Source organism: Actinoalloteichus fjordicus, from assembly GCF_001941625.1.
Taxonomy (GTDB): Bacteria; Actinomycetota; Actinomycetes; order Mycobacteriales; family Pseudonocardiaceae; genus Actinoalloteichus_A; species Actinoalloteichus_A fjordicus.
Window position 1 is genome coordinate 3,015,389 of sequence record NZ_CP016076.1, and the last position, 18,681, is coordinate 3,034,069.

The 18,681-nt window shown below is 71.4% G+C and carries 15 protein-coding genes; 13 read left to right on the forward strand and 2 right to left on the reverse strand.

The genetic code is table 11. The features are described 5' to 3' along the window. Window positions 1–1,625 precede the first annotated feature (1,625 nt). Window positions 1,626–2,867 carry a sodium:proton exchanger gene (locus UA74_RS13400; RefSeq protein WP_075743778.1) on the reverse strand — a complete coding sequence of 414 codons (1,242 nt, stop codon included), beginning with the start codon at window positions 2,865–2,867 and terminating at the stop codon, window positions 1,626–1,628. Window positions 2,868–3,162: 295 nt separating this feature from the next. On the opposite strand from UA74_RS13400, the gene UA74_RS13405 reads away from it, so the two are divergent. The 3 genes from UA74_RS13405 to UA74_RS13415 all read left to right on the forward strand — a co-directional run bounded on the left by UA74_RS13405 (window position 3,163) and on the right by UA74_RS13415 (window position 5,612). Then, on the forward strand, window positions 3,163–3,537 hold the full coding sequence (locus tag UA74_RS13405) for an ArsR/SmtB family transcription factor (protein ID WP_075743779.1): 375 nt from the start codon (window positions 3,163–3,165) through the stop codon (window positions 3,535–3,537). 229 nt (window positions 3,538–3,766) lie between these two features. Then, complete coding sequence (locus UA74_RS13410) at window positions 3,767–5,104, forward strand: right-handed parallel beta-helix repeat-containing protein (protein ID WP_075740528.1); 1,338 nt, start codon at window positions 3,767–3,769, stop codon at window positions 5,102–5,104. A gap of 247 nt (window positions 5,105–5,351) precedes the next feature. Next, on the forward strand, window positions 5,352–5,612 hold the full coding sequence (locus tag UA74_RS13415; RefSeq protein WP_157442213.1) for a hypothetical protein: 261 nt from the start codon (window positions 5,352–5,354) through the stop codon (window positions 5,610–5,612). A gap of 89 nt (window positions 5,613–5,701) precedes the next feature. On the opposite strand, the gene UA74_RS13420 is transcribed toward UA74_RS13415, so the two are convergent. Then, window positions 5,702–6,259: a TetR/AcrR family transcriptional regulator gene (locus UA74_RS13420; protein ID WP_198043014.1), complete on the reverse strand. Its 558-nt coding sequence runs from the start codon at window positions 6,257–6,259 to the stop codon at window positions 5,702–5,704. 873 nt (window positions 6,260–7,132) lie between these two features. Here UA74_RS13420 and UA74_RS13425 point away from each other — a divergent pair. The 10 genes from UA74_RS13425 (at window position 7,133) to UA74_RS13470 (ending at window position 18,663) form a co-directional block, all read left to right on the forward strand. After that, window positions 7,133–8,131 (forward strand): substrate-binding domain-containing protein, encoded by a 999-nt coding sequence (locus UA74_RS13425; RefSeq protein ID WP_083683183.1) that lies wholly within the window; start codon window positions 7,133–7,135, stop codon window positions 8,129–8,131. A gap of 127 nt (window positions 8,132–8,258) precedes the next feature. Then, entirely contained in the window at window positions 8,259–9,764 is a 1,506-nt protein-coding gene (locus UA74_RS13430) for a sugar ABC transporter ATP-binding protein (RefSeq protein WP_232237745.1), read from the forward strand. 15 nt (window positions 9,765–9,779) lie between these two features. Continuing rightward, window positions 9,780–10,844, forward strand: a complete 1,065-nt coding sequence (locus UA74_RS13435; RefSeq protein WP_083683184.1) for an ABC transporter permease — start codon at window positions 9,780–9,782, stop codon at window positions 10,842–10,844. A 47-nt stretch (window positions 10,845–10,891) separates the two neighbouring features. After that, a complete protein-coding gene (locus tag UA74_RS13440; protein WP_075764481.1) occupies window positions 10,892–11,977 on the forward strand; it encodes a zinc-dependent alcohol dehydrogenase family protein in 1,086 nt (361 codons plus the stop codon). After that, window positions 11,974–13,359 (forward strand): DUF4380 domain-containing protein, encoded by a 1,386-nt coding sequence (locus UA74_RS31780; RefSeq protein WP_075764483.1) that lies wholly within the window; start codon window positions 11,974–11,976, stop codon window positions 13,357–13,359. The genes UA74_RS13440 and UA74_RS31780 overlap by 4 nt, the downstream gene beginning before the upstream one ends. Continuing rightward, window positions 13,356–14,117: an SDR family NAD(P)-dependent oxidoreductase gene (locus tag UA74_RS13450; RefSeq protein WP_075740534.1), complete on the forward strand. Its 762-nt coding sequence runs from the start codon at window positions 13,356–13,358 to the stop codon at window positions 14,115–14,117. Before UA74_RS31780 ends, UA74_RS13450 begins: the two co-directional genes overlap by 4 nt. Before the next feature lie 133 nt (window positions 14,118–14,250). Continuing rightward, window positions 14,251–15,285: a FadR/GntR family transcriptional regulator gene (locus tag UA74_RS13455; RefSeq protein ID WP_318533300.1), complete on the forward strand. Its 1,035-nt coding sequence runs from the start codon at window positions 14,251–14,253 to the stop codon at window positions 15,283–15,285. After that, entirely contained in the window at window positions 15,282–16,427 is a 1,146-nt protein-coding gene (gene dgoD / locus UA74_RS13460) for a galactonate dehydratase (RefSeq protein WP_075740535.1), read from the forward strand. Before UA74_RS13455 ends, dgoD begins: the two co-directional genes overlap by 4 nt. A gap of 590 nt (window positions 16,428–17,017) precedes the next feature. Continuing rightward, window positions 17,018–17,722 carry a bifunctional 4-hydroxy-2-oxoglutarate aldolase/2-dehydro-3-deoxy-phosphogluconate aldolase gene (locus UA74_RS13465; RefSeq protein ID WP_083683187.1) on the forward strand — a complete coding sequence of 235 codons (705 nt, stop codon included), beginning with the start codon at window positions 17,018–17,020 and terminating at the stop codon, window positions 17,720–17,722. Next, window positions 17,719–18,663 (forward strand): sugar kinase, encoded by a 945-nt coding sequence (locus tag UA74_RS13470; protein WP_075740536.1) that lies wholly within the window; start codon window positions 17,719–17,721, stop codon window positions 18,661–18,663. Before UA74_RS13465 ends, UA74_RS13470 begins: the two co-directional genes overlap by 4 nt. Window positions 18,664–18,681: the final 18 nt, after the last annotated feature.

Sequence of the window (18,681 nt, forward strand, 5' to 3'; positions counted from 1 at the left end):
GGTTCGTGTCGGGCGGCGGCCAGGACCGGTGGCACGACGCCAGACAGGCACGGCGGACCGATCAGCACGGCTCGCTCGAAGTCGGTCTGTCGGTCGGTCGGTCGATCACCTGGACATCACCCGGTCCGGCGGGCTCGGGTGAGGCGGGCAGGACGGTCGGCTGCGGTCGGTCCGGCTGCCTGATGGCACGGGGGATCGCAGCGGCTGTCCGTCGTGCCAGGTCGGCAGTTCGCCTGGACCTCCGGACGGCGGTCAAGACCCAGCCTGAAGCCGACGGCGTCGGACAGGCGTGCGTACCTGCTGCTCGGTTCCGGCGGCGGAGTGGATCGCTTCCCATTTCGTCACCCTAGGTTGACGAAATGGGCTCTGTCAACCTTGGTTGACCGGATCTCGGGGTGCCGTCATATTCACCTCTCGTCGCTCGACTTCTCGATGTTCAACTCCCTTTTCGGGTCGTATCGCGGCGTGCTGATCGCCTGTGGCGCGTCGGCCGGATGCGGGCGTGGCTCGACCTCATTTGCGGGCGACCATGCCGTGCGTGTCGCGTGTCGCGTGCCACGGGGCCGCGCGCTCGAATCGTCCGGGGCGGTCGCCGTCGGGTGTGCTCCCTGCCGGCCGGTCGGCGCGACGGGGATGCCTGTATCGCCTTGGCGGCTGGGTCGAGACAGGTCTGTGCGAGGCCCGTCCGACTACGAAGCGTGCCGTCCATTGCCTGATCGAACCGTGGTGACGAGGCAGGGGAGGCGGGGACGTGGCGGGCGGAGGACTCATGCGGCAGATCATCTCGGAACGGAATCCGCGCAGGTAGTGTCAACTGTCATGAGTTGTGTATGACACTTGTCATTTATCTTTATGACAACTGTCATGAGTTCTCGTCGGCGCCCTCGTCGAACTCCGGATCTGGCTACTGTGAGTGCATGATCCGGAATTCGCCCGCTGTGCTGCCGTTCCGTCGGGCTCGCATGCTCGCGAGCGGGAGACGTGCCTGCGGAGCCGTCGCCGAGCCGCATGCTCGGCTTTCGGTGCCGCCCGTCGCGTTCCTGTCGCGCCGTGCCCGTCCGGGTCTCCCGCATGCTCGATCATCGCGGTCGGTGGGGCCCGACGGATCGAGGCGGCCGAGGGCTGCGGGTGGTGGGCTGCGCCGACTCCGACGAGGCGTGGTCTGGGTCGTCCCGCTCGGCCCTCGGCTCGTGTGCCTCGGCTGGTCTCGCGTAGCGGCGGTGGTCCGGTCACTCGGCCGGTCTGCGGGTCGGTCCGGCGCCCCGGCGGCCGACGCACTTCCCCCGGTCCTCTGTTCGCCGGTCCCGCTTCGGGTCCCGTCGGCGCGTCATGGGCCTGCATGTCGGGGGCGGAGCGGGACTCGGCTGCCGGGCCGCGACCGCGCCGATCACTCCCGTCTCGTCTCAGGCCTCGTTCCTTGCCTCGGGTGCACGGTCACGTCGGCGGGGTTCGAGGCTCGGATCCTGGCTGCCCTGGCTGCCCTGGCTGCCCTGGCTGCCCTGGCTGCCCTGGCTGCCGACGCCGGTCGGGGTCGACCACTGGTGCCAGAACGGGCCGCGCTCCGGGAGAGCGCGGCCCGTCGGGTGTGCAGCGTCGGGAGTCGGGGGATCGGCCGGCCGGGATGGTCAGGCGGCGGTGTTGCTGTCCTTCTTCGCCGTCTCGTCGGACGCCTTGTTCGGATGCGCCCGGAACGGCGCGGCCAGCGTGGGCAGCAGGTGCTTCCGGTGAAAGATGAAAGCGCCCAGTGCGAGTGCCGCATAGACCCCGCTGAGGACGTATCGAGCCTCCTGGCCGGGGAAGACGAACTGCACCGCGAAGAGTCCGAGCAGCGTCCAGGCAGCCCAACGCGGGAAGCGCAGCGCCAGCAGTACGGCGATGCCCAGCAGGGTCTGCGTCGCGGTCAGCAGGAACTCCTCGACCTGCCTGCCGTCCAGGTCGAGTGCCAGTCCGCCGCCACCCATCAGGTAGGCCACCGGCAGACTGCCGACCAGCAGCGTCCACTGGTTGACCTTGGCCGAGACGAGCATGCCGATCGCGACTGCGCCGTTGCCGCGCAGCGCGAAGAGGATGGCGATGATGAGCTCCGGTGCCTCCGACGCCAGCGGCGCCAGCCACTGGACCAGCAGGAACTCGTCGATGCCGAGCTGGGCGCCCGTCTCGATCAGGGCATCGGCGAAGGGCTCGGCGCAGGCCAGGATCACCACGGCGGCCCCGACGAACAGCGTGACCACCAGTGTCCGCCTGACGCGCTTCGGCAGTGCCCCGATCGTGGCGGCGGGCCCGACCAGCTCCGGCTCCTCGGTGTCACCGCGCGAGACCTTCCACAGGTAGAACCCGAAGAAGACGAGCAGTCCGATGCCCAGGGTCAGATGAATCTGACCACTGAGCGGAATGGCGAACGCGATGACGGAGGCGATGGCGAGGAAGCCCAGTTCCACTCGGTGCCCCGAGTCCAGGGTCAGCGCGCGGATCGACTTCCCGGTGCGTCGCTTGGCGACGGCCAGCGCGAGCAACACGACCAACGACCATCCGAGGCCGAGAAGCAGTCGGTTCGAACCGGTCATGTTGGCGGCGGCATAGGAGACGTACTCGGGCCTGCTGCCTGCGGTGAAGGCGAAGTACAGGTCCACGGCGTACTCCGGCAGCACCGCGATGACGGCGAGGATCGCGATGGCCAGCCCACCGGAGATGTCCACCTGAGCGGCCTCGGCTGCCCAGGCCAGTACGAACGACGCGGCGACCACGCCCGATCCGAATATCGCCAGGGAGATCAGGGGGTCCGACGCGATGCCGCTCACGCGGAACACCAGCGCGGGCAGCGCCAATATCAGGCACAACCCCAGCGATCGGATCAGTCTGGCGAACATGAGCACCTTCCCCGGACGGCGCATGCCAGGGCGGGGACATCGAACGACCTCGGCCAGGCAATGGCGGCTGGCCGAAGGTCTCGCCCACCAGACCTGCGCTGGCCTGGCCCCATCGCCGGAGATCGATGTCGAACTCAGCGTGTCGAACGATGGGCTTGCGGGCTACTCCCCTTCGGAACGAGCCTCATGCTGCCACACCCTTCGACAGTTTCGCAATCGACGAAACGACGAAATGGGGTGATGCCTGAGGTTGTCTCGCGTCGCAGCAGGTCGGTGCGAGAGAATGAAGATCGCCATGATCAGACCCGAATCTTCGTCCGCCGAGCCGCGTACCCACTCCTGCGCGGCGCCCGAGCCGACCTCTGTGCAGCTCAGTGCCGCCGCCGCGACCTTCGCGCTGCTCTCCAGCGGCCCCCGGCTGCACCTGGTGTGGCTGCTCGCGCACGGCTCGCACGACGTCGGCACCCTGGCGGGCCGGGTCGGGGTGAGCATCGCGACGGTCAGTCAGCACCTGGGCAAGCTCCGGCTCGCCGGAGTCATCTCCGCACGTCGGGAGGGGCGGCAGCACTTCTACACGGTCGACGACCCGCACGTGGTGGCGTTGGTGGACCAGATCTTCGAACACATCGCTCCGGACGGGGGCCTTGCGCCTGATCCGCCGCTGAGCTGATCTCGATCGTCGTGGTGGTCGGATGATCGCGAGCGTCCGCGCGTCCTGGTCGGTCTGCTGCCCGAGGGCGGCTGGCGAACGGGTCTCAGCGGCTTGGTTCCGATGGCCGACCGGGCACGACATCCGGTTGATTGACCACCTCTCCGCCTGGTCTTAGCGTGGTGGAAAGCGCTTTCCCCTCGTTGTCTGCAGGGTGCCCGGGGATCGCGCCCGAGGGAAGGGCGATGTGATGGGCAACAGTGCGCAGCGGCGACGAGGCCGCCTGCGAGACGTCGCGCTGCTGGTCGCCGTGGTGCCGGGCCTTCTGGCAGGTGCCCAGGCTGCTACCGCGGCTGAGCCGCGCAGTGTCACCGCGGCTGAGCCGCGCAGTGTCACCGCGGCTGAGCCGCGCAATGTTCCTGCGGCTGAGCCGCGTAGTGATTCTGCGGCCGAGCCGCGCAGGGGGACCCTGGCCGACCAGGACGGGCTGATCGTCGTCGCGCCCGACGGCGACGATGCGAATCCCGGAACGATCGACGAGCCGCTGCGCGGGATCCAACGCGCTGTCGATCTCGCCGAGCCGGGTGACGTGATCGCCCTGCGCGGCGGCACCTACGCGTTGAGCACGAACATCCAGATCCTGCACAGCGGTGAGCCGGACGCCCCTATCACGCTCACCGCCTATCAGGGAGAACGCGCCGTCATCGACGGCGATGCGCTGCCTGCGAGCCACACGCCGGTCGGTGGCAGCATCCCGCGCCCGCAGCGGGGCGCGATCCATCAGGAACGGGCCGCCTTCTGGATCTACCGCGACCTGGAGATCATTCGCGGTCCGTACGGCATCTACTGCGACTCCTGCGACGACACGATCTTCGACCGGCTGATCACCAGGGACAACTACGAGAGTGGACTCCAGATTCAGGGCGACTCGAGCCGGAATCAGGTGCTCGACCTCGACAGCCACAGCAATCGCGACCCACGCAAGAACGGAGAGAGTGCCGACGGACTCGCCATCAAGGAGGGCAGCGGCGAGGGCAACGTGGTGCGAGGGGCGCGGTTGTGGAACAACGTCGACGACGGTTTCGACGCCTGGGAGTTCCTGTCACCGATCCTCATCGAGGACAGCATCGCCTACGGCAACGGCGCCAACCGGTGGAACTTCCCGGACTTTCAGGGCGACGGCAACGGGTTCAAGCTCGGCGGCGGGGACGGCCCGCCCACCGACCACGTGGTGCGCAACAACATCGCGTTCGACAATGAGGTCGCGGGCTTCATCGACAACAACAACCAGGGCACCCATGTCGTGGACCGCAACAGTTCCTACGCCAACGGCGGATACGGCTTCCGGTTCAACAGGTCCAGTTCAGTGCTGACCGACAACCTCTCGGTGGGCGACGACGTCCCGATCCAGCTCGGCGACTCCACGGGCAGCGGGAACTCCTGGGACCGCGCCGACGACTGGGAGGACTCCGACCTGTTCAGCGTCGACCCGTCGACGATCAGCGGGCCTCGTGACGCCGACGGGGGCATCCCGACCTCGAACTTCCTCGTGCCGAGGGACCATTCGGATCTCGGCGCCCGCTTCTGACCGGGCTCGCCCGCCGCCCCGAGTCCAGGCCGGGACGGCCGGAAGGGAGTTCCGGCGGCCCGGCCTCGGGGTGACGGTGGCAGGGGTCGGGCGCGGTCTATGCCCCGCCGCGCTACCGTCGGGGTGATCGAGGACCGTGCAACCCGGCTGCCTGTGCACCGGCCCCTCGACGGGTGCGGGCGGTGCGCGGCGGCACGATCCCCTCGTGCGGCGATTCACCGGCGCCCGGGCTGGCCGAGAACGTCTCGTGGTGGGACCTCCTCGGGCTGTCGATGCCTGCCGGTGTCGGCTTCACCTGTCGCTGCTGATCGGCGAACTCGTGTTCGCCGCGGGCTGCGCACGTGCCGAACACGTCGAGGTGGGCGTGTTGGCGGGATCGCCGCTGTCGGCCTTCTTGGCGACGCTGGTCCTGGTGGCCCGCAATCGGGTCTATCGACGCATCGCCGAGGCGCAGGAACGCGGGGCCGACGTCGCGGGCGTCGGCGACGGACATCGGCGCCGGGACTGATCTCGCCTGCCGAGCCCGCCGCTGCTCGGCAGGCCGAGTGCCGAGACCCGGGCGCTGCGGCGAAGCGAGGCGGTGGCCGTCTTGTCTGCTCAGTCCTGCGCCGTGGGCCCCAGCACGCCCAGTGCCGCGACGATGCGTTCGTTCAACGTCTCCTCGCCGTGCTCGCCCCAGTCGAGCAGCGCGACGCGCAGGGCGGCCAGGCAGGCGGCGGTGGCGGTTGACGCGGTGAGCGGGTCGGCGGCCTGTTCGATCAGCCGATCGACGATGCACCGCTCGGTGGCATGGAGGTGTGCGGAGAACCGGTCCCGTAGCACCGGTTCACATGCGGCCAGCCTGATCCGCTCCCTGGTCTGGGCGACCGCCCATTCCGGGAGTTCGGTCGTCGAGTTGAGGAGTCCGAGCCGCACGCGCTCCAGAACCGGCAGGCCGAGCGGTTGAGCGGCGATCAGGTCGGCGACGAAGGGGTTGAACGGGTCCTCCAGCACGACGTCTTCCTTGGTGGGGAAGTGGCGGAAGAACGTCATGTGCGAGACGCCTGCGGCGGCGGCGATGTCGACGACGCGGGTGGCCGCGTAGCCGTTGCGGGCGAACAGCTCCAGCGCGCATTCCTGGATGCGCGCTCGAGTCTCGGCGGATCGATTCGGCACACCAGTCATGTTAGCCGCTAACACCGCGTGGTGTGATACGGGTCGCACCGCGCGTGTCGCGCGCGAGTCGCCGTCGAACGTGGGCTCGGGGCGCCTGCACGCTCGTTGCTGCGCCGCAGCCGACGACAGGGCCGACGTGACGGCCGAGGTGTCCCCGCCCGCATCGGCTCGGTGGAGATCACAGCATGGCAGGCTCGAGTCCGCCGCACAGGCGGTCTGTCGATCGTCCTGCGCGAATCGCGGCCGAGGTCCTCGCGCTGCGCATCGCGGAGACAGTCCCTTCCGTGCACGCGGCGGGGCGTGCCTGACGCGGATCGGCGAGTTGGTCGGCAGCGGCAGATCGGCCGTCTCGGCGGGAAGTCGACGCGGCGCCGTCGTGTCGCGTGCCTGTCGTGATCAGGATCGGCGAGGTCGGGCGCGGCGTCGCGTTCACTGCCCAGGCCCGAGGCTGGCGAGTCCACGGGTGGTGATCGGGATGCCAGAGCCGTCGCGCTACGCAGGGGGCGCTCGAGGCCTTCACGAACACCTGTGATCTTGAGGACGCCGTCGACCGGATCGACGCACCCGCGCGGCTGGGCTCCGCTCTTGAGCGGGCGCCGACCCGGCAACCCCGTCGCGCGGGTCTCCCCGCCGACCAGGCGCGCACCGGCCCGCACCGGTCCTCGCTGGAACTTGCTGGAACTCGCCGGCGACTCCCCGTCCGCCTGCTCACCGCGTGCGCCATGACCGTGCCCGCCTCAAGGTGAACATGCGAACACCCCGAGTGACACTAATAATTAATTAGTATTTTTTCTTGACCTGGCTGGCGGCGGGTGCCGATACTTCCTCCACATCGCCCCGTGGGGGTCAGCCGGTTGGTTCGAAGGAGAGCCGATGTCGAGGATCGCGAGAGGTCGCCGCCGGGCGGTGGTCGTCATGACGACCCTGCTCGTCGCCGCGCTCGCCGCAGCAGGCTGCGGCGCGCCCATCGGCGAGGGCGGTCGTTTCGGCGTCGTCTACATGGACGCGCAGGGCTACTACGCGGGCGTCCGCAAGGGCATGCAGGACGAGGCCGCCGAGATGGGCCGCAACGTCCAGCTGCTGGAGCTCAACGCACAGGGCGACGCCTCGCAGGAGAGCTCGTTCGTCGACACGGTCAGCTCCGCCGACGTGGACGCGCTGGTGCTCTCGCCGGTCTCCGAGACGGCGTCCATCCCGGCGATCCGCCTCGCGCACCGCAGCGGCGTCCCGGTGATCTGCTACAACACCTGCATCGCCGACGAGGCGGCCAGACAGTACGTCGAGGCGTTCATCCTGGGCGATCCGCTCGAGTTCGGCAGGCTGCTGGGCGACGCCGCCGCCGAGTACTTCATCGCCGAGGGCATCGAGGCGCCGCAGATCGGCATCGTCAACTGCGAGCAGGTCGAGGTCTGCGTGCAGCGCAGACTCGGTTTCGAGGAGGCCTTGTTCGCTAAGGTCCCCGACGCGGAGATCGTCGCCAACCAGCAGGGCTCGACGATCGACGAGGCGGTGGACGTCGCCGAGCGCATCCTCACCGCCCACCCCGACCTCGACGCCTTCTTCGGCCAGGCGGGCGGCGCGACCCTCGGCTCCATTCGTGCCGTGCAGGCCAGGAACAAGGTCGGCCAGACGGTGGTGTTCGGCGGGGACATGTCCACCGAGGCCGCCAACGCGCTGGTCGATCACAGGGTGCTCAAGGGCAACGTCGACATCTCCGGCGTCACCGTCGGCCGGATGGCGGCCGAGACCGCGCAGGCCGTGCTCGCGGGCAACCCGCCGGAGGAGTTCATCCTCCCGGCCCCCGTCGAGATCTACACGACTCCGGAGGACGGCGCGACGTGGCTCCAGGAACACCCGGACGGCCTGCCGTGATCGGGCCGGTGTGTCGAGCAGTCGGTGTCGAGGCGGGCCGGGCGGCGCGTCCGGCGGGGCCGGGCAGTCGCCGCGGTCGGCCTGCCGAGTGCGTTCCGCAGGGACAGTCGGGAGAAGGTGGAGTGACGTGGTGACCGACGATGAGGTCTTCGCCGCCAGCGTACGGGACGTGACGAAGGCGTATCCGGGAGTGGTGGCCCTGGCGGGCGCCGACTTCCAGCTCCGGTCGGGCGAGGTGCGGGCACTGCTCGGCCGCAACGGCGCGGGCAAGTCCACGCTCATCCGGATGATCGCGGGCGTGGACCGCCCCGACGCCGGCGAGATCCGCATCGGCGGCACGCCCCTCGGGGACGGCGGCGTCCGGCGCGCCGTCGAGCTGGGCGTCGCCACCGTCTACCAGGAGCTGAGCCTGGTGCCCTGGCTCAGCGTCGCGGAGAACATGTTCCTCGGCGGCTGGCCTCGCGCGGGCTCGCGCATCGACTACGAGCGCATGCGCCGCGAATCGGCCGAGGTCCTGGCCGAGCTGGGCCTGCGCATCGATCCGGAACGGCCGGTCGCCACCCTGTCGCTCGCCGAGCAGCAGCTCGTGGAGATCGCCCGCGCGGTCCGGCAGACCCCGAAGGTCCTGATCCTGGACGAGCCGACCTCCGCGCTGGCCGCGAGCGAGGTGACGATGGTCCTGGAGGTCGTCGGCCGGATCGCCGCCGCAGGCGTGGCCGTGATCTATGTGAGCCACCGGCTCGACGAGATCCGACAGGTCGCCGACAGCATCACCGTGATGCGCGACGGTCGCACCGTGGAGACGGTCTCGGCGAAGGACACCACGACCCGCGAGATCGTCGAGCTGATGCTCGGCGGCGAGAGCGAGGCTGCCGAGCAGGTCACGCCCGTGACGATCGACCGCACCGGGACGCCGCTGCTCGCCGTCCGCGACCTCACCGTCCCGCCGAAGATCACCGGAGTCTCCTTCGAGCTGTACCCCGGCGAGGTGCTGGGCATCGGCGGCCTGTTGGGCTCCGGGCGCACGGAACTGCTGCGGGCGGTCGCGGGCTTCGACCCGATCGTCTCGGGCCGCATCGAGGTCGAGGGCACGCGGGTCGAGAACCCGACACCGGCGCGGATGAAGCGGCTCGGGGTCGGCCTGACCCCGGAGAACCGCAAGGCCGAGGGCATCATCCCGATGCTGGGCGTCGACGAGAACATGGTGATTTCGGACTTCGGTCGGGTCTCCACCGGCCCGTCGATCTCCACCAGTCGGGTACGGGAGGCCGCCACCGCCCTGGTGCGCAGGCTCGGCATCAAGACCGCGCGGACGCAGACGCCGATCGCCGACCTGTCCGGCGGCAACCAGCAGAAGGCCGTGATCGGCCGCTGGCTGCACGCCGACAGCCGAATCCTGCTGCTCGACGAGCCGACGCGCGGCGTGGACGTCGAGGCCAAGGCCCAGATCTACCGGCTGGTCCGCGAACTCGCCTCGGCAGGCGCGGGCGTGCTGTTCGTCTCTGGGGAGCTCGAAGAGCTTCCGCTGGTGTGCGACCGCGTCCTCAGCCTGCACGCGGGCGGCATCCGATCCGAGCTGCGCGGCAGCGAGATCACCGTCGACAACATCCTGGCCGCCACGATGGCCGTCTGAATCGTGAGGAATCCGATGAGCAACTCTTCGCACCAGACCGGTCCGGCCTCGGGGACAGCGTCGTCCTCGACGTCTCAGTCGTCCCCGACGTCTCCGTCCACCCCGACCGGCACCGGCTCCACCAGGTCTACCAAGACCAGACGCCTCAACGAGCTCGGGCTGCTCGCCGCGATCGCCCTGCTCTACATCGTTCTCGGCAGCACCGCGTCGGGCTTCCTGTCGCTGGACAACCAGCTCGGGATGCTGCGGGACGCCGCGACCATCGGCATCGCCGCCTGGGGTGTCACCCTGGTGATCATCGCGGGCGAGATCGACATCAGCATCGGCCCGGCGGTCGCGTTCTCCTCCGTGCTGGTCGCCAAGGGCGTCGGCGCCTGGGGCCTGGGCACCTGGGGCGGCATCCTCGCGACGCTGGCGCTCGGCGTGGCGTGGGGAGCGCTGGCAGGCTGGCTGGTCGCCCGCTTCACCGTGCCCTCGTTCATCGCGACGCTGGGCCTCTGGAGCGTGCTCGGCGGTCTCGGCCTCTACATCACCGACGCGCTGCCGGTCGCGCTGCCGGACAACGCCACCTTCCGCCTACTCGGCGGCAGCATCCTGGGCATTCCCACCTCGGCGGTGGTGATGCTGGTGCTCTTCGCGGTCTTCGCCTACGTCGCCCGCTACACCGCCTACGGCCGCTCGGTCTACGCCACCGGCGGCAACGCCGCGGCGGCGCGGCTGGCGGGCATCGACACCGGTCGCATCAAGGTGATCCTCTTCGCCACCACCGGCCTGCTCGCCGCGATCACCGGCATCCTGCTGGCCGCCCGGCTGGGCTCCGGCAACGGCGGCGCGGCCGCGGGCCTGGAGTTCGACGTCATCGCCGCCGTCGTCATCGGCGGCACGCTGCTGGCAGGCGGCCGAGGCAGCCTGCTGGGCACCCTGTTGGGCGTCGCGTTCATCACGGTGATCGCCAACGGCCTGGTGCTGCTGGGCGTCGACTCGTTCTTCCAGAACGTGGTGCGCGGCGTGATCATCGTCGGCGCCGTCCTGGTGAACGTGGCGATCAGCAGGCGCGAGCGCGCCGTGCGCACGGTCTGACGCGGACCGGACGAGAGACACTCGACGAGGCGAAGGAGACAACGTCCATGAGCGGCACCGCCGTCCCGGCCACGATGCGTGGCGTGTACCTCCCCGGCGACTCCACCGCCGTGATCAAGGAGATCCCGGTGCCGGAGCCGGGGCCCGGTCAGCTCCTGCTCCGGGTCGGCGCCTCGGGGATCTGCGGCAGCGACATCGGCTACATCTATCACGAGCACAAGACCCATCGCGGCGTCGACGGTCCGGCCTACCGGGGCGTGGTCACCGGGCACGAGCCCAGTGGCGTCGTGGTCGCCGCCGGGCCGGACTGTCGTGAGTACGGGGTCGGCGATCGCGTCATCGTCTACCACATCGCGGGCTGCATGACCTGCGACAACTGTCGGCGCGGCTACCAGATCAGCTGCACAGGGGCGGCCAGGGCCGCCTACGGCTGGCAGCGCGACGGCGGCAACGCCGACTACATCCTCGTCGAGGAGACCACCTGCGTCCGGCTGCCGGACGAGCTGTCCTACGTGGACGGAGCTTTGATCGCCTGCGGCTTCGGCACCGCCTACGAGGGCCTGCGCAGACTCGCTGTCAGCGGCGAGGACGACCTGCTGGTCATCGGGCTCGGCCCGGTCGGTCTGGCCGCCGCGATGATCGGTCGGGGCATGGGTGCCCGACGGATCATCGGAGTGGAGCCCTCCGCGCAACGGCGGGAATGGGCCGACGGGCTGGACCTGTTCGACGCCACGGTCGGCGTCGACGCACCGGGCGAGGCGATCGCCGAGATCACCGGCGGTCGAGGCGTGAGCACCGCCATCGACTGTTCCGGCAGCCGAGCAGGTCGCGGCACCGCCGTGGACAACGCGGCCGAATGGGGCCGGGTCTCGCTGGTCGGCGAGGGCGGCACGCTGGAGACCGAGGTGTCGGACACGCTGCTGCACAAGCAGCTCACCCTGCACGCGTCCTGGGTGACCTCCGTCCCCGCGATGGCTCAGCTCGCCAGGAACCTGGTCCGTTGGGGAGTCCGGCCGGAGATCGTGGTCAGCGAGCGGCTGCCGCTGGCCGAGGCCGACGCCGCCTACCGGCTGGCGGCGGGCGCGGGCACCGGCAAGGTCTGTCTGGTCGCCGACGACGTGGCGGGCTCGTGACCGCCGAGGCGCCCCGGGACGCCGAGGACGACGGCGGACCGGCAGACCTCGACGCCTCGGCGTCCGGCGGGGTGTCGATCACGCGGGACGACAGCGGGCCCTACGAGGTGTTCCATCTCGACAACGGCCTGGTGCGCCTCGGTGTGGTGCCCGCACTCGGGGGTCGGGTGCTCTCCGCGGTCTTCGCCGGTCGGGAGTACCTGTACCGCAATCCCCGGCTGCTCGACGATCGGCTGCATCCGGTGGACGGCCGCCGACCGCGTCCGACGAGCGGCCCGATGTCGCAGTGGCTCAACTTCGGCGGGGACAAGACCTGGCCCGCGCCGCAGGGCTGGGACCATGCGGGCCAGTGGGCCGGGCCGCCGGACCCGGTGCTGGACTCCGGCGCTTACCAGGCACGTCCGCACCTCGCCGACACGGTCGCCGAGATCACCATGACCAGCGGCGACGACCCGCGCACCGGCCTGCGGACGATCCGGACCGTGCGGCTGGCCGAGGGCGAGAGCCGCTACACCCTGGAGATCAGCTTCACCAACGTCGAGTCGCACCCGGTGCGGTGGGCGTTGTGGAACGTCACGCAGCTGGCGGGCGAGATCCCCGGGGAGGCGGGTCCGCACGCGGGCGTCTACGTCGGCCTCCGCGAGTCGGGACTGCCGCGTTCGGTCGAGTTGATCACTGCGGGTCCGGCTCCGACGGTCACCGACACCGGGGGATCGGTCGTCCGGGTCGCCGCGCAGGACGTCGTCGGCAAGGTCGGCTTCCCCGACGCGGCGGGCTGGCTCGCCGACGTGGGCGCGCAGGGCACCCTGACCCAGACCTTCCCGGTGGACGAGTCCGCCGAGTACCCGGATGACGGCTCCCGCGTCGAGGTCTGGCTGGAACACCCGCTGACCGAGCCGATCGCCGAGCTGGGCGACCTCCTGCCGCGAGACCGGGTGGTGGAGTGCGAGGCCCTCGGTCCGCTCACGACCCTGGCACCGGGGGAGCGCGTCACACTGCCGATCGTGTTCGGCTTCGGCGTGACCTCGGCCGTTGTCGGCGCCGCCACCGCCGTCGGGTACTGGACGGAGCCGCCCGCCGAGGCAGGCGCGGCCGACGGCTCCGGTGCGCTGCGAGGCGTCTTCGTGCCCGCGACGGGCGGGCTGCTGCGAGCCGAGTTCCTCGACCGCGACGGCAGGTCGGTCGACGCCGTCGACCTCCTCGAACTCACCCCCGGTCGACCGTGCGCATTGCCGGTCGGCCGGGTGGTGCCCCACGATGCAGCCGCGGTGAGCTTCACTGTGGGTGGCGAACCGGCCGGCGTGCTCACCCGGCCGGTGTACGACCGGGCGAATGGACACGCGAAGATCAGCGTTATGGACGAGCAGGGACGGGATCGATGAGCGGCGCACCGACACGCTTCACGGACCGCACCGCGGTGGTGACCGGGGCCGCGGGCGGCATCGGGGCGGCGACCGCCCGCAGACTCGCCGAGGAAGGCGCCGCCGTCGCCCTGCTTGATCTCGATCCCCGGGTGCACGAGGTCGCCGACGAACTGCGCCGAGCGCACGGCAGGGCGACCTCCCACGTGTGCGACGTCGCCGACGAGGACTCCTGGACGTCGGTGACCGAGGCGGTCCGGGGCGAGTTCGGGCCGATCGGCGTACTGGTCAGCAACGCCTACACCGTCGATGTCCGTCCCGCGCACGAGATGAGCAGGCAGTCCTGGGACCAGCAGCTGGCCGTCAACCTCACCGGGGCCTTCCTCGGCGTGCGGGCCTGCCTGGCCGACCTGCGGACGGTGTCGGGTGCGGTGGTGCTGACGTCCTCGGTGCACGCCCTGATCGGCCTGCCCGGCAGGCCCGCCTACGCCGCGACGAAGGGCGGCCTCACCGCGCTGGGCAGACAGCTGGCCGTCGAGTACGCCCCCGAGGTGCGGGTGAACTGGGTGCTGCCCGGCCCGATCCTCACGGCCGCCTGGGACGACGTCGACGAGGCCGACCGCGAGCAGAGCATCCGGCAGACCGTCACCCGTCGGTTCGGCACCCCGGAAGAGGTGGCGGCGGGCATCGCGTTCCTCGCCTCGCCGGACGCCTCCTACGTGACCGGCACCGGCCTGGTGATCGACGGCGGCTGGAGCGCCTACAAGGAGTCGACCTGAGCTCGGCGGCAGGCCGACGGCTGCGGGCCGGTCGATTCGGCGTGATCGACTCTGGCAGACGGACGTCGACGCGACGGCGCCGGGACGACGCTGAGCCGCAGTGTCGAGGAAGCGAACGGAGGGGACGAAGCGGATGGCCGCCTATATCGGCCGTGGCGTGCACGGCAACACCGTCGAGCTGCTCGGTGCGCGGATCGTCTCCGGGGCGGTCGGCGAAGGTGAGACGCTCGACCTCGCGGGCCTCAGCGCCGAACTCGATCTCAGCATCACCGCCCTGCGCGAGGCGATCAAGGTCCTGACCGCGAAAGGCCTGGTCGACGCCCGCCAGCGTCGGGGGACCTTCGTCCGACCCCGTGCCACCTGGAACCTGCTCGACGTCGACGTGATCCGCTGGCAGTTCGCGGCGGGCGCGGCCGACGACTTCCTGCGCGATCTCGCCGAGGTCCGCGCCGTGATCGAGCCGGCCGCCGCACGCTACGCCGCCGCCCGGCGCACCGAGGACGACCTGCGCGCGCTCGACGAGGCGCTGGCGGCGATGGGGCGGGCCGTCGGCGGCGACCCGTCCTCGGCCGCCGACGCCGACCTCGCGTGGCACCGTGCCCTGCTGGTGGCCACCCACAACGAGATGCTGGTGCGGATGGAGATCTTCATCGAGCCCGGTCTCTCCGAACGTGACCGGCTGGTCCACCAGTCGGGCGACGACGACCCCGTGCCCAGCCATCAGGCGGTCCTCGACGCCGTTCGTGCGGCCGATGCCGAGGCGGCCGGGGCCGCGATGCTGGCGCTGCTGGCGAAGTCGGACTCCGACCTGCGTCGGGTCACGGCGGGCGAGGGTGTGGCGGCCCCGGCGGCCTCGGCCCAGGGGGCGTCGTCCCCGGCGGCTGCGCCGCACGCGGCTGCCGCCGAGCGGGCGGAGTCCGCAGCGCAGGCGACGGCGGCGCGCGATGCCGCGCCGGTGGCAGGCGCGAACCCGGAGACCGGGCCTGCGACGCCGAGAACTCCGGCGGAGGCCGATGCCGCTGGCACCACGCCTGTCGCGGCGGGGGGAGCCGAGGGCACGCCGTCGCAGGCCGCGTCGGCAGCAGCGCCCCAGACGACAGCGCTTCAGACAGCAGCGGTCGAGGCGTCCGCTGCCGGGATCGAGTCGAACGAGAGGAAGTCACGTTGAAGATCACTCGGGTCGAGACGTTCCTGGTCGCGCCGCGCTGGCTGTTCTGCCGCGTCGAGACGGACGACGGCCTGGTCGGCTGGGGCGAACCCGTCGTGGAGGGCCGGGCGTCGACCGTCCGGACGGCCGTGCACGAGCTGGCCGAGCTGTTGATCGGCGAGGACCCGCTGCGGGTGGAGGACCACTGGCAGCGGATGACCAAGGGCTCGTTCTATCGCGGTGGACCGGTGCTCTCCAGCGCCGTCGCCGGCCTGGACCAGGCGCTGTGGGACATCGCGGGCAAGGCGTTGAACGCCCCCGTCCACCAGCTCCTCGGCGGCCCCGTGCGTGACCGGGTCCGGGTGTACGGCTGGATCGCGGGCGACGAGCCCGCCGAGGTCGCCGACGCCGTCGCCGCGCAGGTCGAGGCCGGGCTCACCGCCGTGAAGATGAACGCCGCAGGCCGGATGAGCAGGCTGGCCAGCGTCGCGGAGATCGACGGGGTGCTGGAGCGCCTCGCCGCCGCCCGCGAGGCGCTGGGCCCGCACCGTGACGTCGCCCTGGACTTCCACGGCCGGTTCACCGCCGCCAACGCCCGCCGGATCATCCCGTTGCTCGCGGACGCGCGTCCGATGTTCGTCGAGGAACCGGTGCTGCCGGAGTACAGCCACCTGATCGGCGACGTGGTGCGGGCCAGCCCGGTGCCCATCGCGTGCGGCGAGCGGCTCTACTCGCGAGGCGAGTTCCTCCCCGTCCTCCAGGCGGGGATCGCCGTCGCGCAGCCGGACCTCTCCCATGCGGGCGGCATCTCCGAGGTGCGTCGCATCGGCTCGCTCGCCGAGACCTTCGACGTGCCGCTGGCGCCGCACTGCCCGCTCGGACCGATCTCGCTGGCCGCCAGTCTCCAGATCGCCTTCAGCACGCCGAACTTCCTGATTCAGGAGCAGAGCCTCGGCATCCACTACAACGCCGAGGCCGACCTGCTCGACTACGTCCTGGACCGGGAGATGTTCCGCTTCGTCGACGGACACCTGCTTCGACCGACCGGGCCGGGTCTCGGCGTCACCATCGACGAGGCCGCCGTCCGGAAGGCCGACGAGACGGGCCACGACTGGCACTCGCCGATCTGGCGACATGACGACGGCTCGCTGGCCGAGTGGTGAGTGCGGCAGGCCGTGCCGCAGGGCGGCGGTCCCTCGTCGGGGCGGCCTGATGATCGCGGGGACGGCGCACACCTGTGTCGTGATGTCGGCCCGGCGGCCTGAGCCGTCGGGCACGCCGACGCCGGACCGGGCGGAACGACGCGGGCGGGCTCCGTGCTGCGCGCTGTGATCGCCGGGGTGAAGGTGGGGGTCGTGGGTTCTCGGGATGGGGGCGGCGTGGCACATCGCGTCGGCAGCGTCGGCAGCGTCGGTGCGGCAGGCCCGGCGATCCGGGTGTCCGGCTCCGCCGCTCAGCGCGTGCGGCAGTCGGGGGCGCCGAGCCGGGGCGTCGGGCGTGACGACGCCCCGGACGACGGCGTCGACGCCCCGAAGTCGTCGTCCGGCCGGAGCCCTGTCTGCCGTGCACGGCGCGTCCCGGTGCACGGTCACCACGGACGGCGGTCGGCCGCCCGAGCCGAGGAACGGCCACCGAGGGAACGGGTTGCCGCGCAGTGCCGCCCGGCAGGTGTTTCGGACGGGTCGTCACCCCTGCCCACCGGGCGTTCCGCGTCCCACGACATGGCATCGAACCGATCTCTGGAGTGTGCACGATGAACCTGTCCCAACGCCTGGCCGAAGAGCGGATCGTCGCGATCGTCCGAGGTCGGGACGCCGAGGCCGCCTTCAGGGCCGTGCTGGCACTGTGGGAGGAGGGCATCCATCTCGTCGAGGTGTCCCTCACCGGCGCCGACGCCCTGCGCCTGATCGGCAGGCTGGCCGCCGAGCGTTCGGGCGCGGCCGCACTCGGCGCCGGTACCGTGCTCTCCGCCCAGGACGCCGCCGACGTCCACACGGCAGGAGCGACCTTCGCCGTCACGCCCGCCATCGGCCCCGGCACCCACGCGGCGATCGAACTGGGCCTGCCGACCCTGGTCGGGGCGCTCACGCCCACCGAGGTCTACGCGGCGCACACGGCGGGCGCGACGGCCGTGAAGCTCTTCCCCGCCGCACACGGCGGCGGTCCGGGCTATCTCAAGGCGCTCCGCGACCCGTTCCCCACGGTGCCGTTCGTGCCGGTGGGCGGCGTCGACGTCGAGGCCGCGCGGCGGTACCTGGAGCTGGGCGCACTGGCCGTCGGCGTGGGATCGCCGCTGCTGGCGGGCGCGGCGGACGGCGCCGACCTTGCCGAGCTGCGTGATCGTGCCCGTCAGTTCCGTGCGGTGGCGGCGGAGTTCCCGGTGCAGGCAGGCATCGCGGCAGCACAGGGACCCGCCGCGCACGCGGCGGGCCGGCACGGATCGGAGCAGAGCCGATGATCGAGGTGATCACCCTCGGCGAGAGCATGGCCGCGCTGCGGGGGCAGGGGCCCATGCGGCTCGGCGGCGAGCTGAGCCTGTCGGTGGCCGGGGCGGAGTCGAACGTGGCGATCGGCCTGGCCAGGCTCGGACACCAGGTGTCCTGGATCGGCCGGGTGGGCGCCGACCAGCCCGGCGAGCTGGTCACTCGCACCCTGCGCGCCGAGGGCGTGGACGTCAGCGGCGTCGCGGTCGACGCAGACCGGCCGACCGGTCTGATCCTCTTCGAGAAGCGCGTCGCCGACCTCATCCGGGTCCGCTACTACCGCACCGACTCGGCGGGCTCCCGGCTGCATCCCGACGACCTCGCGGGCGTGTTGGCGGGCGGTGCACGACTGCTGCACGTCACCGGGATCACCCCCGCGCTGGGGCCCGGCCCGCGAGCGGCGGTGCTGGCGGCGGTGGAGCACGCCAAGGCCCAGGGCTGGACCGTGTCCCTGGACGTCAACCACCGGTCGCTGCTGTGGCCTGCCGAGGCGGCGGCGGAGGTGCTGGGTCCGCTGGCCAGACGGGCCGACGTCGTGATCGCCTCGCCAGAGGAGCTGGCGATCGTCGAGCCGGAGGGGTACGACGACCTGGCCAGGGCGGATCACCTGCTGACCGCCGGCGTCGCCGAGGTGGTCGTGAAGCTCGGCGCCGACGGGGCGCGCGTGCACCATGCGGCGGGCGTCGAGCAGGTGGAGTCTGTCCGGGTGCCGGTCCTCGACACGGTCGGCGCGGGCGATGCCTTCTCCGCCGGCTACCTCTCCGCCCTGCTCGACGGCGAGCCGACGAGCGAACGACTCCGACGCGGTTCGGTGCTCGGGGCCTTCGCCGTCGCCTCCCACGGCGACTGGGAAGGGCTCCCCACCCGCGAGGAGCTGCCGCTGCTCAGCCTGGAGCCGGGGACGACGCTGCGGTGAGGTGAGGTCCCATGGCCG

Bases quoted from the DNA above. Each gene is read 5' to 3' on its own strand.
- UA74_RS13400 (WP_075743778.1), bottom strand. From the start codon at position 2,867: ATGTTCGCCAGACTGATCCGATCGCTGGGGTTGTGCCTGATATTGGCG.
- UA74_RS13440 (WP_075764481.1), top strand. From the start codon at position 10,892: ATGAGCGGCACCGCCGTCCCGGCCACGATGCGTGGCGTGTACCTCCCC.
- UA74_RS13450 (WP_075740534.1), top strand. From the start codon at position 13,356: ATGAGCGGCGCACCGACACGCTTCACGGACCGCACCGCGGTGGTGACC.
- UA74_RS13465 (WP_083683187.1), top strand. From the start codon at position 17,018: ATGAACCTGTCCCAACGCCTGGCCGAAGAGCGGATCGTCGCGATCGTC.
- UA74_RS13405 (WP_075743779.1), top strand. From the start codon at position 3,163: ATGATCAGACCCGAATCTTCGTCCGCCGAGCCGCGTACCCACTCCTGC.
- UA74_RS13410 (WP_075740528.1), top strand. From the start codon at position 3,767: ATGGGCAACAGTGCGCAGCGGCGACGAGGCCGCCTGCGAGACGTCGCG.
- UA74_RS13435 (WP_083683184.1), top strand. From the start codon at position 9,780: ATGAGCAACTCTTCGCACCAGACCGGTCCGGCCTCGGGGACAGCGTCG.
- UA74_RS13455 (WP_318533300.1), top strand. From the start codon at position 14,251: ATGGCCGCCTATATCGGCCGTGGCGTGCACGGCAACACCGTCGAGCTG.
- UA74_RS13470 (WP_075740536.1), top strand. From the start codon at position 17,719: ATGATCGAGGTGATCACCCTCGGCGAGAGCATGGCCGCGCTGCGGGGG.
- UA74_RS13425 (WP_083683183.1), top strand. From the start codon at position 7,133: ATGTCGAGGATCGCGAGAGGTCGCCGCCGGGCGGTGGTCGTCATGACG.